The sequence below is a fragment of the Agrobacterium larrymoorei genome (genome assembly GCF_037722385.1).
Taxonomy (GTDB): domain Bacteria; phylum Pseudomonadota; class Alphaproteobacteria; order Rhizobiales; family Rhizobiaceae; genus Agrobacterium; species Agrobacterium larrymoorei_C.
This window is the reverse complement of the sequence record NZ_JBBKAQ010000016.1, coordinates 246,815-260,499: the sequence shown is the minus strand read 5'-3', so window position 1 is coordinate 260,499 and position 13,685 is coordinate 246,815. Positions and strand designations below refer to the sequence as shown.

17 protein-coding genes and 1 pseudogene are annotated in these 13,685 nt (G+C 58.6%); 8 read left to right on the top strand and 10 right to left on the bottom strand.

The features are described 5' to 3' along the window. Positions 1-56: 56 nt before the first annotated feature. Positions 57-509 carry an aminoglycoside 6'-N-acetyltransferase gene (gene aac(6') / locus WKI41_RS15440; RefSeq protein WP_340194372.1) on the bottom strand — a complete coding sequence of 151 codons (453 nt, stop codon included), beginning with the start codon at positions 507-509 and terminating at the stop codon, positions 57-59. 203 nt (positions 510-712) lie between these two features. On the opposite strand from aac(6'), the gene WKI41_RS15435 reads away from it, so the two are divergent. Beyond that, positions 713-1,159, top strand: a complete 447-nt coding sequence (locus tag WKI41_RS15435) for a DoxX family protein (protein ID WP_340194371.1) — start codon at positions 713-715, stop codon at positions 1,157-1,159. A gap of 48 nt (positions 1,160-1,207) precedes the next feature. Here the strand turns inward: WKI41_RS15435 and WKI41_RS15430 are convergent, their stop codons facing one another. Genes WKI41_RS15430 through hisS form a run of 5 tightly spaced genes read right to left on the bottom strand, consistent with a single transcriptional unit; the run spans position 1,208 to position 5,385 of the window. Further along, positions 1,208-1,615 (bottom strand): GFA family protein, encoded by a 408-nt coding sequence (locus WKI41_RS15430; protein WP_340194370.1) that lies wholly within the window; start codon positions 1,613-1,615, stop codon positions 1,208-1,210. Positions 1,616-1,659: 44 nt separating this feature from the next. Next, positions 1,660-2,358, bottom strand: coding sequence for an ATP phosphoribosyltransferase (gene hisG, locus WKI41_RS15425; RefSeq protein ID WP_340194369.1), 699 nt, complete (start codon positions 2,356-2,358; stop codon positions 1,660-1,662). After that, positions 2,355-3,476 (bottom strand): ATP phosphoribosyltransferase regulatory subunit, encoded by a 1,122-nt coding sequence (locus WKI41_RS15420; RefSeq protein ID WP_340194368.1) that lies wholly within the window; start codon positions 3,474-3,476, stop codon positions 2,355-2,357. Before WKI41_RS15420 ends, hisG begins: the two co-directional genes overlap by 4 nt. Before the next feature lie 16 nt (positions 3,477-3,492). Continuing rightward, on the bottom strand, positions 3,493-3,861 hold the full coding sequence (locus tag WKI41_RS15415; RefSeq protein WP_340194367.1) for a VOC family protein: 369 nt from the start codon (positions 3,859-3,861) through the stop codon (positions 3,493-3,495). A 6-nt stretch (positions 3,862-3,867) separates the two neighbouring features. Beyond that, on the bottom strand, positions 3,868-5,385 hold the full coding sequence (gene hisS / locus WKI41_RS15410; protein ID WP_340194366.1) for a histidine--tRNA ligase: 1,518 nt from the start codon (positions 5,383-5,385) through the stop codon (positions 3,868-3,870). Positions 5,386-5,538: 153 nt separating this feature from the next. Between hisS and relB the strand changes: the two genes are divergently transcribed. From relB to copM, 5 genes and pseudogenes are all read left to right on the top strand, one after another. Further along, positions 5,539-5,772 (top strand): type II toxin-antitoxin system RelB family antitoxin, encoded by a 234-nt coding sequence (gene relB / locus WKI41_RS15405; protein WP_340194365.1) that lies wholly within the window; start codon positions 5,539-5,541, stop codon positions 5,770-5,772. Then, positions 5,762-6,025 (top strand): annotated as a pseudogene (locus WKI41_RS15400) (type II toxin-antitoxin system RelE family toxin); the annotation flags it as partial. The gene relB and the pseudogene WKI41_RS15400, both read left to right, overlap by 11 nt. Positions 6,026-6,224: 199 nt before the next feature. Then, entirely contained in the window at positions 6,225-6,470 is a 246-nt protein-coding gene (locus WKI41_RS15395) for a DUF2798 domain-containing protein (protein WP_340194364.1), read from the top strand. A gap of 68 nt (positions 6,471-6,538) precedes the next feature. Then, positions 6,539-7,303, top strand: coding sequence for a hypothetical protein (locus WKI41_RS15390; protein WP_340194363.1), 765 nt, complete (start codon positions 6,539-6,541; stop codon positions 7,301-7,303). Between the two features lie 454 nt (positions 7,304-7,757). Then, positions 7,758-8,132: a CopM family metallochaperone gene (gene copM / locus WKI41_RS15385; protein WP_340194362.1), complete on the top strand. Its 375-nt coding sequence runs from the start codon at positions 7,758-7,760 to the stop codon at positions 8,130-8,132. 62 nt (positions 8,133-8,194) lie between these two features. Here copM and WKI41_RS15380 read toward each other — a convergent pair whose 3' ends face one another. Beyond that, the gene (locus WKI41_RS15380; protein ID WP_340194361.1) at positions 8,195-9,109 is read right to left on the bottom strand and encodes a LysR substrate-binding domain-containing protein; all 915 of its coding nucleotides are present in this window, start codon (positions 9,107-9,109) and stop codon (positions 8,195-8,197) included. Positions 9,110-9,190: 81 nt separating this feature from the next. Here WKI41_RS15380 and WKI41_RS15375 point away from each other — a divergent pair, with 81 nt between their 5' ends. Further along, positions 9,191-10,228 (top strand): YeiH family protein, encoded by a 1,038-nt coding sequence (locus tag WKI41_RS15375; protein WP_340194360.1) that lies wholly within the window; start codon positions 9,191-9,193, stop codon positions 10,226-10,228. Positions 10,229-10,233: 5 nt separating this feature from the next. On the opposite strand, the gene WKI41_RS15370 is transcribed toward WKI41_RS15375, so the two are convergent. Then, positions 10,234-10,665: a hypothetical protein gene (locus tag WKI41_RS15370; RefSeq protein ID WP_425341055.1), complete on the bottom strand. Its 432-nt coding sequence runs from the start codon at positions 10,663-10,665 to the stop codon at positions 10,234-10,236. 8 nt (positions 10,666-10,673) lie between these two features. Continuing rightward, entirely contained in the window at positions 10,674-11,303 is a 630-nt protein-coding gene (locus WKI41_RS15365; RefSeq protein WP_340194358.1) for a DNA-3-methyladenine glycosylase I, read from the bottom strand. A 182-nt stretch (positions 11,304-11,485) separates the two neighbouring features. Here WKI41_RS15365 and WKI41_RS15360 point away from each other — a divergent pair, with 182 nt between their 5' ends. Beyond that, complete coding sequence (locus tag WKI41_RS15360) at positions 11,486-12,208, top strand: L,D-transpeptidase (RefSeq protein WP_340194357.1); 723 nt, start codon at positions 11,486-11,488, stop codon at positions 12,206-12,208. Positions 12,209-12,369: 161 nt separating this feature from the next. Here the strand turns inward: WKI41_RS15360 and glcF are convergent, their stop codons facing one another. Continuing rightward, positions 12,370-13,683, bottom strand: a complete 1,314-nt coding sequence (glcF, locus tag WKI41_RS15355) for a glycolate oxidase subunit GlcF (protein ID WP_340194356.1) — start codon at positions 13,681-13,683, stop codon at positions 12,370-12,372. Positions 13,684-13,685: the final 2 nt, after the last annotated feature.

The following is a 13,685-nucleotide window of genomic DNA, read 5'->3' as shown; positions in this document are numbered from 1 at the left end:
AGAAAGGGCGGTCTTCGGATCGCCCTTTTTATTTGGGCTGACCCACTTTCTGACGGCTAATGCTCAATATCCTTACGGAAGAAGACGACGCGTTGTGTCTCCGCAAAACCGAGAGCGGCGTGAAACTTTTGACTCACCTCATTCTCAAGCGGGGCGTCGGAGGCGAATTCCGAACATCCGCGGGACCTGCCCCATATACCGATCGCGTCGCAGAGCAGCCTGGCGATCCCCTTTTGCCTGTGTGAGGGCAGGACATAGATGCCCTCTAGGAAGAGAACCGGCGAGCTCTTGCAGCCGTTAACGTAGTCGCTGCGCAAACTGCCTTCGGCAAAACCGACGATCTCGCCTTCCTCACTTTCAATCAGGAAGGCGACAACCTTATCGGCTCCCCGTAAGAAGGTCTCAACGACATCCTCACGGTGTTGCTCGAGAGAACCATCAGGCCAGAGCGCTGCGCGTAAACGCGACCATGAATCGACATTGTGGATGCTGCCTCTGACGATCTTCATCTTGTCTCACTTATCGCGTTGTTCTCTTGTCTTGACCCATGCCTCAACAACGTCTTTTGTGCGTGAGTATCCAACCGCATTGTTCACTTTTTGAAGACGAACAGTCTTCTCCCGTTTATCTTTCGTCAATTTGAAAAATCGGCCAGAACTGTCTCCAGAGTTCACTCAACGGCTTGAACGAAAGCCTTTAACGGAGACATACAATGTCCAGCAGTCAGAACGCTCTCGTGCTCGTCGCACGCATCCTTCTTTCCTTCATCTTCGTCTATTCCGGCTTCGGCAAGCTGATGGACCCTGCCGGCACGGCTGGCATGATCACCGGTGCTGGTTTGCCTGCGGCAACCGCGTTGGCTTACCTTGCCGGCCTGTTTGAACTGGTGACTGGTCTTGCCGTCCTCGTCGGCTTTCAGACCAAGGTCGCAGCCTTCGCGCTTGCCGCATTCTGCGTGTTCACCGGCGTCGTCTTCCACAGCGGCACGGTAGCCGTTCCCGGCTGGCCTGATGCGGCTCTCGGCTGGATCAACACGCTGAACGGTATCATGCTGATGAAGAACATCACGCTGGCCGGCGCCTACATCCTCCTCGGAGCCTTCGGCGCCGGTGCATACTCGGTCGACGCGATGCGCGGCCCGAAGCTCGCCCACGCTTAAGTCAAAGTTGATGCAAAAAGCCGCTGGAGCGATCCGGCGGCTTTTTCTTTATCCGCGTTCTTTTGGAAAAGCGGGGATCGCGTCGATATGGTCGACCCACGCGGCTTTGGAGCGCGCCCAGATCTGCGCGCGCGGCTCCAACTCGGCCCGTTCATTGATCGAGCCCCAACGGATGCCCCACGTGCCATTGTCCTGTTCGGCACTGCTGAACAGCGGCGCGCCGCAGTCCTGACAGAAATGCATCAAACGGATGTTGCCGTTCTCCGCCGCCTTCCGGTAAAGCTTCGGCTCGACGCCTGTGAGCTTGATATCATCGCGCTTCGCTCGCAGCGTTACTCGATAGGGCGAGCCTGTCAGACGCTGGCAGTCGGTGCAGTGGCAGATAACCACATGCTCCGGATCGGCTTCTGCTTCATATTGAACGTTGCCACAGTGGCATTGACCTGTGATGCGCATGACGCCCTCCTCTATGAGGAGGGCAGCATAGACCAAATATGGCCTTAACCAAGCACCGTCTTGACGCGCGAGACGATCTCTTGAACGACGGCATCCTCCTCATGCTCGGCCTTTCTGGCGCGCACAAAGCAGGCTTCCGATCTCAGGATGATTCCGTCCGTCAGGATTTTCAGATGATTGGCCTTCAGCGTCGAGCCTGTGGAGGTAATATCGACGATGATATCCGCCTGCCCTGCCGCGGGCGCGCCCTCGGTCGCGCCGAGGCTTTCCACGATGCGGTAAAGCTGAATGCCGTGCTGGCGGGAGAAGAACTGCTGCGTCAGTCGCCAGTACTTGGTGGCGATTGCCAGGCGGCGTCCATGGCGGGCGCGAAACTCGGAGGCGACATCGCCAAGATCGGCCATGCTATCGACATCGAGCCATATTTCCGGCACGGCAACCACCACATCTGCATGGCCAAACCCGAGGCGAGCGCAGAACTCCACGCGGGTATCGACATTGCTTAAATCCTCGCGCACGAGATCTTCGCCTGTCACGCCGAAATCGACCGTGCCGTTGCCGATTTCACGCGCAATCTCGGAGGCCGAAAGATAGGCGATCTCGATATCGTCTCGCCCCTCGACGCGGCCACGGTATGAGCGATCGCTGCCGATCGCTGTGATCTTTAACCCGGCGCGTTCCAGAATGGCAGACGAATCGTCTTTCATGCGTCCCTTGGAGGGTAGCGCTATGGTGATGGTCATGCAGCGGCCCTCGCAGATTCGATGCGGTCCAGCCAGAGCGAGAAGCCGACGGCAGGAATGGTGTCGATGGCGCCAAGCAGCGTCATCAGGCGGTCGAACCTTCCGCCGCCCGCGAGCACTGCTGTCTCACCTGCCTGCGTGATTTCGAAGACGAGGCCAGTGTAATAATCCAGTGGGCGACCGAAAGCAGCGCCGTAGGTCACATCGTTCAGATCGACGCCGCCATTCGCAAGAGCTGCGACACGGGCGTCAAAATCGAAAAGTGCTGGCGCAAGCTTCAGCTTTGCCTTCTCGGCAAAATCAGAAAGCGTTTTTGATGCTTCGGACAAGGGTGCTTGGAGGCTAAGAAACTGCTTCAGCAGCTGGAAGCTGTCATCCGGCAGACGGGTGGCGGCAAGCGCCAGCTTTTCGCGAAGGCGTCGTGCAATCTCCTGCGGGGAGCGGCTGGCATTGGTGGAGTAGCCGGTGTCTTGCATGACGCTGTCGATATAATCGACCAGCACCTTCTCCTCTCCGGTGGCGAGCAGTCCGGCCACGCGGGCATCAAGCCCCGTCATCGGCTTGGGGCTGACAAGGCTTTCCAGCAGCGCATCGAGTTGCACTGTGTCGCCAAAGGCTTGCACCAACCGCTTCTGCCAACCAAGCGGGAGCCCGAGTGCGGCAATCACGGCCTCGAAGACCTTCTGGTCGCCTAAGCGCGCGGAAAGCCTTTGCCCTGGAAGCAGCCGGTTCAAAATGCCGAAAGCATCACCGATCGCACGGGCATCGGCAGCGGCGACATCGCCATCGCCCAGATCTTCGATACCAGCCTGATAGAATTCGTTTCCGCCCTCACGGCGCTGGCGAAAGACCTCGCCGAGATAGGCATACCGCTTCGGCGTACCGGTGGCCGTTTCGATATGGCGAAGGCAGACGGGAATGGTGAATTCCGGACGAAGGCACAGGCTCTCGCCGGTCTCGCTTTCGGTGAGGAAAATACGACGGCGCAAATCCTCGCCAGCCATATCCAAGAACGGCGCGGCGGGCTGGATGACGGGTGTATTGACCCGCGCCGTGTTGCGCGCCGCAAACTCGTCCAGCAGCTCTGCGGAAAACTCCGGCATGTCGATCAGGGGCATGAAGCAGTACTTTTCGTCACGGTTCGAGCGGTTGCATCATCTCAATGCGGTTTCCGAATGGATCATACACGTAGAAGCGGTGATACCCTTCCAGCGGCTCATCCTCAACCACAAGGCAGCCTGCGGTTTCAAGTCTTTTTCGAAGCTCCGGAAGATCATCGACCACAAAGGCGGGATGGGCCTTGGTGCCGGCGACGAAATCCTTCGCGACGCCGAGATGCACGCGAACATCGCCATGCGTAAACCAACATCCGCCACGGCCCGCCAGATTGGCAGGCTTTGCAACCTCCTGAAGACCGAGAAGGCCCGCATAAAACGTCCGCGCCTCGTCTTCTCCACCTTCAGGCATTGCCAGTTGGACGTGATCCAGACGGAGAATGGTCATGGCCGTTCAGCCCTCTGCCCGGCGCCGGTCTTCAGCCTGTGCTTCTAGGATTTCCTTGACCTTGGCGACCAGTTCAGCCTCGGCAACGACCTCCTGCGCCACACGCGCTTCGCGCCATGTCGCATTGTCTTCGATCTCTCCGGACAGGCGCTTGCCTTCGATCAGATCCTTTATCTGCACCACGCCTTCGGCGCGCTCGTCACCACCCTGGATGATGGCAATCGGCGCGCCCATGCGGTCGGCATATTTCAGCTGGTTGCCGAACTTCTTCCAGTTGCCCTGATACATCTCGGCGCGAATGCCTTCTGCACGCAGCGCCTGCGTGAAGCGCTGATAGCGTCCCATGCTCTCCACATCGCCATCCATGACGGTGATGAGAACAGGCGCAAGCGGCTTTGCCTGACCAAGTTTGCCGAGGTTCTTCAAGGCCGTCATCAATCGCGAAACACCGATGGAGAAACCGGTTGCCGGAACCGGCTGACCCATGAAGCGGGACACCAGACCATCGTAACGGCCACCGCCGCCGACAGAGCCGAACACAACCTTCTCGCCCTTCTCGTTGGTGACATCGAAGGTCAGTTCGGCTTCATAAACAGGGCCAGTGTAATATTCGAGACCGCGCACGACCGATGGATCGATCTTGATACGATCGGCTTCATAGCCAGCGCTCGCAACAAGCGCGCCGATGACATTGAGTTCCTCGACGCCTTCCTCACCCTTGGAGGTACCGGCAACGAGCTTTGCGAGATCGTCTGCATTGGCGGCATAATCCTTGATGCCGACAAAGAAGAGAACCTTTTCGATCTGCGCCTCATCGAGCCCTGCACCTTTGGTGAAGTCGCCGGATTCATCCTTGCGACCGGGACCGAGCAGGAGCTTAACGCCCTCCGGGCCGAACTTGTCGAGCTTGTCGATGGCACGCAGAACGTTGAGACGACGACCGGCATTCTCTTCGCCGCCGAGGCCGATGGCTTCCATCACGCCATCCAGAACCTTGCGGTTGTTGACGCGGATGACGTAATCGCCACGCTTGATGCCAAGCGCTTCTAGCGTATCGGCCATCATCATGCACATTTCGGCATCGGCCTGGACGCCTGCGGCACCGACGGTATCGGCATCGAACTGCATGAACTGACGGAAACGGCCCGGGCCGGGCTTCTCGTTGCGGAAGACATAGCCCGCGCGATAGGTGCGGTAAGGTAGCTGGATTTCGTTGAAATTTTCAGCGACGTGACGGGCAAGCGGCGCAGTCAGATCGTAGCGCAGGCTCATCCACTGGTCGTCATCGTCCGTGAGCGAAAACACGCCCTCGTTCGGTCGGTCGCTATCGGGGAGGAACTTGCCGAGCGCATCGGTGTATTCAAACAGCGGGGTTTCGACGGGATCGAAACCATACAACTCATAGACCCCACGGATCTTCTCGATCATCTCATTGGTGGCATGGATATCGGCAGCCGAACGGTCCACGAAGCCGCGCGGCAGGCGCGCTTTCAGTTTCTGAGGCTTTTTTGCTTTTTCGCTCATGGTGCCAGTCCAATTGTCTCTTGAAATCAAGCCGGTGTCTTAGAGGATGACAAACCCTGCGGCAAGGCCGGAGGTCTGCGCATTTGCTGGCGTTTGGCGCGAAAAGCTGCTAGATGGGATACACGCATTCCAATCTCTTAGGGAGAGAACCGGATGAGCAGGCAAACCGCCATCCGCCTGCCGGATGAGACCTATGAACGCCTGAAAGCGCTTTCCGAGCGCACCGGACGAACTTCGGCCTTTTACATCCGCGAGGCCATCGAGAAACATATCGAGGATATGGAGGATCTGTATCTGGCGGAAGAGGCAATGCGGCGGCATCTTGCCAATGACGACCGGGCCTACTCTCTGGAAGAAGTGAAGCGTCGCCTCGGCGTGGACACTTGAGTTTCAGGAAAAGCCTCTCAAGTAGCTTGAGAAGCTAGGCAAGAGCAACGCAACGCGCATCGTGGCCTTTCTTGCAGATCGAATTGCGGGTGATGACGACCCGCACCGAGGCGGCCATGCCTTGCAAGGCTTCGAACTCGGCAATTTCTGGCGTTATCGTGTCGGCGACTATGGCATCATCTGCGACATTCAGGATCAGAAGCTCGTCGTTCCCGTCGTCGACATCGGTCATCGCCGGGACGTCTATCGCTAAACCACGATGATCGAGTGCACGGGCGTAATGACGGCGAAATGCGAGGAGACTTGAAAGCCGCATGCGCCCGTGTTAGCTCATCTTCGTCGTCGATTGCGACCGTAAGCGTCTAACGTCAAGCAACGCGCCTTAACCCCTCGTTCTTCGAGGGCGCGAACAAGGTGCGCTTTTGAAGACGACGTTTAGAAAGACTTGCTTCATGACATTGTCACGCTTACCCGCGCGCTACGGCGCTATTCTCATGCCTATGGTCCTCTCCATCCTGATGACGTTCGTCGTTTCGCTCATCGCGACGGTCCGCGCCATCGGTCTGGCCGAGGATTTCCTGGTGCGCTGGTTGCCAGCCTGGGGTCTGTCCTGGCTTGTGGCCTTTCCGACATTGCTGCTCGTGCTGCCATTGGTGCGCCGGATCGTCAACGCTCTGGTCGAACCGCAGCGCAGTTGATACTGCAATAGGTTGTGCAGGCGGCTTTCACTTGCGCAGCCTATCCGTTTTCCCAGAATGAAGATGCAATGATCCTCGAAGTCCTGAACTACGCCGGAACCCTCTGGAAGACCGAGCCGGAATTTCGCCCGCACATTCGCTACTCCATCAATCTGTGGGCGCGTGCCAACCGATGCACGAAGGCGTGGGAACAGCATGAGGTGAACAGCAAGCGCTTCATTCTTTCGACTGCATCCCGAATGAGGCAGCGACGCACGGCCGTGATCCTCGGCTCAGGGCTTTTAAGGGATGTGCCATGGCAGCAGCTCGCCGCGGCGTTCGACACGCTGGTTCTCGTCGATCTGGTGCATCTTTCCAGCGTCCGCACAAAGCTTTACGGTCGGAAGTATCGCAATGTCGTGCTTACCAGCCGCGATCTTTCTGGCTATGACGCTTTGAAGGCTGGCGTCGACCTAGAACCGCTGAGCTTCCTCCGACAAGTGCCTTATCTCGACCTCGTCGTTTCCGCCAATCTCCTGTCGCAGATCGGCACGGGCGCGCGCCACAGGATGGAGCGTGAGGGGGCGAACGATATGCCGGAAGACACGCTTCAACGACTGATCCAGGCGCACGTCGATGGTCTTTCCGGCTTGCCCTGCAAAGTGTGCCTCCTTACCGATACCGGCTTCGACATCATCGACCGGACCGGGAAGGTTCATCAGCATGAAGACTTGCTCCATGGGGTTCAGGTCCCGAATATCCCACAACAATGGGACTGGCCGGTCGCGCCATTCGGTGAGGAAAGCAAGGACTATCAGATCGTTCACAAAGTCGTCGCCAGCAACATCAGATGACCCTATTTGCTGACACTGGTTGATCGGCTAGAATGTCGTTATGCGCTTACTCATTCGCACGTTGATGTTCCTCGCCTGCCTGCTCTATGGCGCCATGCCGGTTACGGCTGCGATGGACAGGTCAATGCCAAGCCGCGAAGTGCATGCGCCGATAATGGCTAAGGGCCATCCTGTCAGTCACGAGATCGCAGATGCCTCCGGATTCACGGGAGGCCAAAGTGCTCCATGTCCGCATGAAAAGAGCATGACGCACGCGCCCTTCTGCGCTGCCTGCCTTGTTCTTCTGCCAGACCTTACCTTTGCGGAAAAAGGTCGATCGCCTCACGCTGCTCCTATGCCCGGTGTGCAGGCAAGCCTTGTTGGCGATGTTCCCGCGCCACCTCTTCCTCCTCCCCGCGCCTGACGATTTCGCGATTTAAATGCAATCGAAATTCCGACAGAGGAAGGATATCTCATGTCTATCAAGACCATCTTTAATGCCGTCACCATAAGTGCTTTTCTGGCACTACCTACACTGGCACAGGAGCGCTCCGGTCATGCCGGCCATGCCATGCCGAAGCAGGAAACCACAGACAACGCCTCGACGAAGGCCTTCATGGAGGTTTCGAAGAAAATGCACGCTGCCATGGAGCAGGACTATACCGGCAATGCCGATGTCGATTTCGTTCGTGGCATGATCCCGCATCATCAAGGCGCGGTCGATATGGCCAAGGTGCAGTTGCAATATGGCAAGGACCCGGAAATCCGCAAGCTGGCCGAAGAGGTGATCAAGGCGCAGGAGGCTGAGATCGCCATGATGAAAGAGTGGTTAAAGTCGAAGGGGTACTAAGCAAACAGTATGTGTATCGGGGGAGCGCCCTTCAGGCGCTTCCCCTTCTCGGCCACCCGTGGTCAAAGCCCGGTCAGGCCCGCCTTGTAGCTTCCGGCAAATTCGCGGCTCAGGCGCTCAAGCTCCAGCGATGCACGGCTGGGGTGCCTTTCCTTGTGCATGAGAAGCGAAAACTGTCGCGCGGGCAGGTCGATGCCGACGCGGGTGAGCAGCCCTTGACGCAGCATCAGTGCCGCGACGGACGCCGACACCACCGCAGCCGCGCCGCCTGCGCGCGCTGCCGCGACGACAGCCTCGTTGGACGGCAGCTCAAGCGTCACCTGCAGATCGGCCAGAGACATGCCCATGGCCTTTAATGCGGCTTCGAAGGCGGAGCGCGTGCCAGAGCCCTGCTCGCGCAGCACCCAGGTCGTGGAGCGGATATCCTGCGCCTTCAACTGCCGACCATCCGAGAACGGGTGCAGCGGCCCGACCACGACGAGGAGCTTATCCGAGACAATGGGTCGAACCGACAGCGCCGGCTCGTCGATATCGCCTTCAATGAAGCCAATTTCGGCGACGCCCTTCAGCACCGCCTCCGTCACGGTCCGGGTATTACCAACCTCAAGCGACACCGTCACGCCTGGGTAGAGCTGTTTGAACTGCATGAGAATGGACGGTAGCCAGTAGCTGGCAATGGTCTGACTGGCGAAGACACGGATTTCGCCGCGGGTCAGACCCCCCATCTCCGAGAGGATGAGTTCTGCGCTGCGCACCCGGTTCAAGGTCGAGCGTGCTTCGTCAAGAAAGACGCGGCCGCTTTCCGTCAACTCGATGCCTCGCCCGACGCGATGAAACAGCTCGACATTGTAATAAGCCTCCAGCGTCTTGATCGCGGAACTGACGGCAGATGGTGTCAGTCCCAATGTCTCAGCCGCACGCGTCAGGTGCTGGCGCTCCGCAACGGCGACGAATATTCTCAACTGCTCAAAGGTCATGTCTTATCATTCGATTTAATCGAATGAAACATGCCATATTATTTGATGGAATGGAATGGACGTTCGTAAGATGATGGTCATATGGCACATCATCGTTCAATCACCTCAAATATCTCCTTGTCGCGTTTCCCGGCCCTACGCCTGCTTCCGGGAATTCTTTTGTGCGGCGCAATCAGTGTTGCCGCGATCTTCGCGCAGGAGGCTCAGGTTCGACTGGCTGGGCATGCCTGGCTTGGTGACCTGGTGATCGCGATCGTGTTCGGCGTGCTACTCAGGAGCTTCGCCCGTCTACCGGAGGCGACGGGAGCTGGCATCAAGTTCAGTGCCAAGACGCTGCTTGAGGTCGCAGTCGTTCTTCTCGGCGCATCGCTTAGCCTTTCCATTCTGAAGGGTGCCGGCGGCTTGCTGATCTTCGGCATCGCCATCATCGTCGCATTGTCGCTCGTCGGCAGCTACGCCATCAGTCGCGCGATCGGCCTTGAGCCAAAGCTTGCCATTCTCGTTGCATGCGGCAACTCGATCTGCGGCAACTCCGCTATTGCTGCGGCGGCACCTGCCGTCGGCGCGAAGGCGCAGGACGTAACCGCAGCCATCGCCTTTACTGCCGTTCTTGGTGTTGCGGCCGTCATCATCATGCCGGCACTCCCCGGCCTTTTCTCGATGGATGCCGTGCACTACGGCATGTTTGCAGGCATGACCGTTTATGCCGTGCCGCAGGTTCTTGCAGCAACGGCGCCAATGGGCGCGGTTGCGGTTCAAACCGGCACCGTCGTCAAGCTCATCCGCGTCTTGATGCTCGGACCCGTCGTCACCACGCTGTCGATCATCCATGGGCGTGGGGCGAGCGGTCGGCTCGATCTGCAACGGATGGTGCCGTGGTTCATCATCGGTTTCGTGCTGATGATCATGGCGCGCTCCTTCGGGCTTATCCCGAATATTGCGCTGGCCCCCATTAGCGGGCTTGCGAATGTACTCACGATCATGTCGATGGCCGCGCTCGGTCTGTCGGTGGATATCCGCTCTCTGCGCCATGCGGGTGGCAAAGTCATTATCGCCGCCACGGCTTCCCTGCTGCTTCTCTGCGCGCTATCCGTCGGGTTGATCGCGATCGCCGGATAATCGGCTTACGGTTGGCGTTCGACAGTGATCGTGTAATTGGCACCCAGACCACGCCGCGACGAACTGAGGACCAGAATGGGCCGGATCAGCCACTCGGTGTCTTCCTTCGGCGTCAGCACCGTGGTGTTGTTGCCAGTATCGCTAAAGAAGATCGCATCGTCATCCGGCTTTGCGAAATCAAAAATCGCCATGACAACGAATTCGCTGCGACTGGCGAGCGACACTTTCAGCGTTTCACCAGCTTTCACCTTGAGACGATAGACTTCACCCCTGCCCTGACGGGTCCAGCCATTCAGCTTCAGATTGCCAGACGCCGGCATTTCGACGGCCTTCAACTGCTCCCCATCGTCAAGCCACATGCCGTCGACATTGCGTTGTTCGGCAACGGCGGGAAAGGAAACGGTCGCGATCAGCAAACTGACGAGCGCATATCTGATGAATGTCTTCACGGCCGTAAGAACTCCTGCCGCATCGTCGCGATCCGAGGACGACAGTGGCAGCCCTCGATGTGGTCATTGACCATGCCCATGGCCTGCATGAAAGCATAGACTGTCGTTGGGCCGACGAAACTCCAGCCGCGCTTCTTCAAGTCTTTGGAGAGACGCGTGGACGCAGGTGTCGTCGGATTGGCACGCAAGGTGGCATAATCGAAGACATCCGGGCGTTCGTCCTGCTTGGGCTCGAAGCTCCAGAAATAGCGCGCCAGCGTACCGAATTCGTCACGAAGGGCAACGGCGCGCTTGGCGTTGTTGATGGTTGAAACGATCTTGCCGCGGTGGCGCACGATGCCCTTGTCGGCCAAGCACCGCTCTATATCGGCGTCATCGAAGGCGGCAACCTTGTCGAAATCGAAGCCGGCAAAGGCGGCACGAAAGCTCTCGCGCTTGCGCAGGATCGTCAGCCAGGACAGGCCGGACTGGAAGCCCTCGAGACAGATCTTCTCGAACAACCGCTTGTCGTCGGTGACGGGGTGGCCCCACTCGTCATCATGGTAGCGGCGGTAATCTTCCAGGCCCTGCTGCCAGAAGCAGCGGACCTTGCCATCCTCGCCCGTCAACAACCCGTTTTCACTCATGCGGCACCGTCTCTTTCCGCCCGGTTCTTACCATTGATTCACCCTGTTTTAAAACTGCCTGCTAACCTTATCGAAAGGTTTCAGCAAAATAGCGGATTGGATCGACGTCTCTTTACCATTCGCTTGTCGGCACATGCGAACGTGGCAATCATTTTTCGGTGTCATGTAAAAGAGTCCACCCGATGTCGATCAGAACCGTCTTTCTAGCGTTGAGCGCCGTGTGTGCCGCTCTCAATCCGGCAATGGCCAATGACCGTTATCGCGAGCGTCCGCCGATCGTCGTCAGCCCCGATCTGACCGCGCCCTGGGTGACACAGATGGGCCGTGGCGATGTACGTCCGGTCGTCTATCCGCAGCCGCCACAGCGCCAGCCACTTTTCCAGCGCCGCGCCGTGCAGCAGCGCCCTCAGGCCGTGGCTGCACGACCCAACGCGCCGCGCGTTAGGATCGACCCGCAGTTCCTGCCGCAGATCGTCAACTACGACACCAAGGAAGCACCCGGCACGATCGTGATCGATACGCCAAACCGCCTACTCTATCTGGTGATGGAAAGCGGCAAAGCACGTCGTTATGGTGTTGGCGTAGGTAAGCCGGGCTTTGAGTGGGCCGGCACGCATTCCATCACCCGCAAGACGGAATGGCCGACGTGGACGCCGCCAAAGGAAATGATCACCCGCGAAGCCGCGAAGGGTCATTATCTTCCGGCCTTCATGGAAGGCGGCCCGGAAAACCCGATGGGTGCGCGCGCCATGTATCTGGGCTCGACGCTCTACCGCATCCACGGCACAAATCAGCCATGGACTATCGGCAGCAACAATTCGTCCGGCTGCATCCGCATGCGCAACGAGGACGTGACCGACCTCTATGAGCGCGTGCCTGTCGGGACCAAGGTTATTGTGATCTGATAGCAACGCCCAAGTATAAGTTTGAGATCGAGCGCCTTGTAATTCGGTACTTATACTTGCGGCTTTCAGCCGAAACGCTAGATTGCCTCCCACAAGCTTGGCGGGGGATGCCAGGGGGAACGGTAAGCGCTTTTAGCAGCAACCGATGAGAAACGAGCGGCTCAGCCGCTCGTTTTTTGTTTCAGGCCCAACTTGGCTGGCTTTTTACCGCCATAGGCCCAGTCCAGTAGCTCGACCGTATGCAGGATCGGCATCGTTGTGCCAGTGGCAATCTGCGTCATGCAGCCGATGTTGCCGGTTGCGATGATGTCCGCCTTGGTCGCCTCGATGTTCTTGATCTTGCGCGCCTTCAACTGGCCGGAAATCTCCGGCTGCATAATGTTATAGGTCCCGGCCGAGCCGCAACAGAGATGGCCTTCCGCCGGATCGCGCACCACAAACCCTGCCGCCCTCAACAACAACTTCGGCGCCATAGTGATCTTCTGCCCGTGCTGCATGGAGCAAGCGGAATGGTAGGCGACAGAGAGGCCGTTACGCTCCAAGATCGGCAGTTCCAGTGTTGCCAGATATTCGGTGATGTCCTTTGCCAGCGCTGAGACCCGCGCCGCCTTCTCCGCGTAGGCTGGATCCAGCCGCAACATGTGGCCGTAATCCTTGATTGTCGTTCCGCAGCCGGACGCGGTTATGATGATGGCGTCGAGCCCGCCCTCTTCCACTTCACGCATCCAGACGTCGACGTTCCGGCGCGCAAAAGCTAAAGCCTGCTCTTCCCGCCCCATGTGATGCACCAGAGCGCCGCAGCAGCCCTCGCCCTTCGGCGTGCAGACCTCGATGCCGAGACCGGTCAGGAGTCGGACAGTCGCCTCGTTGATGCCCGGATCGAGAACAGGCTGCGCACAGCCGGTGAGGATCGCGACTCGGCCTCGTTTTTCAGCAACCGGTGCATGAACCGCGGCTCGGTCTGCCTGAGCTGGAACGGCGTTCGGCGCGAGATCGAGCATGGCCGCAAGCGGTTTTAAAGCTGAAACCTTGCGCAGAAGCGGGGCAAGTGGTTGGCCGATTTTCGCGAGCTTCAAGGCGAGCCTGAACCTGCCGGAATACGGCAGGACGGTGGCCAGAAGGCTGCGTATCAACCGGTCCATCACAGGGCGGCGATAGGTCTTCTCGATATGCACCCGCGCATGATCCACCAGGTGCATGTAATCCACGCCCGAAGGACAGGTCGTGGTGCAGGCCAGACAGGAGAGACAGCGATCAATATGGGTGACTACCTCGCGGTCGGCGGGACGGTCGTTTTCCAGCATGTCCTTGATGAGGTAGATGCGGCCACGCGGACTATCGAGTTCGTTGCCGAGGGTGACATAGGTCGGACAGGTGGCCGTGCAGAAACCGCAGTGGACGCATTTGCGCAGGATCTTCTCGGATTCGGCAACCTGCGGATCGGCCAACTGCTCGGGCGTGAAGGAGGTTTGCATGG

Bases quoted from the DNA above. Each gene is read 5' to 3' on its own strand.
- WKI41_RS15430 (WP_340194370.1), bottom strand. From the start codon at position 1,615: ATGCGCATCACAGGTCAATGCCACTGTGGCAACGTTCAATATGAAGCA.
- copM (WP_340194362.1), top strand. From the start codon at position 7,758: ATGTCTATCAAGACCATCTTTAATGCCGTCACCATAAGTGCTTTTCTG.
- hisS (WP_340194366.1), bottom strand. From the start codon at position 5,385: ATGAGCGAAAAAGCAAAAAAGCCTCAGAAACTGAAAGCGCGCCTGCCG.
- WKI41_RS15415 (WP_340194367.1), bottom strand. From the start codon at position 3,861: ATGACCATTCTCCGTCTGGATCACGTCCAACTGGCAATGCCTGAAGGT.
- WKI41_RS15435 (WP_340194371.1), top strand. From the start codon at position 713: ATGTCCAGCAGTCAGAACGCTCTCGTGCTCGTCGCACGCATCCTTCTT.
- relB (WP_340194365.1), top strand. From the start codon at position 5,539: ATGAGCAGGCAAACCGCCATCCGCCTGCCGGATGAGACCTATGAACGC.
- WKI41_RS15375 (WP_340194360.1), top strand. From the start codon at position 9,191: ATGGCACATCATCGTTCAATCACCTCAAATATCTCCTTGTCGCGTTTC.
- WKI41_RS15360 (WP_340194357.1), top strand. From the start codon at position 11,486: ATGTCGATCAGAACCGTCTTTCTAGCGTTGAGCGCCGTGTGTGCCGCT.
- WKI41_RS15390 (WP_340194363.1), top strand. From the start codon at position 6,539: ATGATCCTCGAAGTCCTGAACTACGCCGGAACCCTCTGGAAGACCGAG.
- WKI41_RS15380 (WP_340194361.1), bottom strand. From the start codon at position 9,109: ATGACCTTTGAGCAGTTGAGAATATTCGTCGCCGTTGCGGAGCGCCAG.
- WKI41_RS15365 (WP_340194358.1), bottom strand. From the start codon at position 11,303: ATGAGTGAAAACGGGTTGTTGACGGGCGAGGATGGCAAGGTCCGCTGC.
- WKI41_RS15420 (WP_340194368.1), bottom strand. From the start codon at position 3,476: ATGCCCCTGATCGACATGCCGGAGTTTTCCGCAGAGCTGCTGGACGAG.
- glcF (WP_340194356.1), bottom strand. From the start codon at position 13,683: ATGCAAACCTCCTTCACGCCCGAGCAGTTGGCCGATCCGCAGGTTGCC.
- WKI41_RS15395 (WP_340194364.1), top strand. From the start codon at position 6,225: ATGACATTGTCACGCTTACCCGCGCGCTACGGCGCTATTCTCATGCCT.
- hisG (WP_340194369.1), bottom strand. From the start codon at position 2,358: ATGACCATCACCATAGCGCTACCCTCCAAGGGACGCATGAAAGACGAT.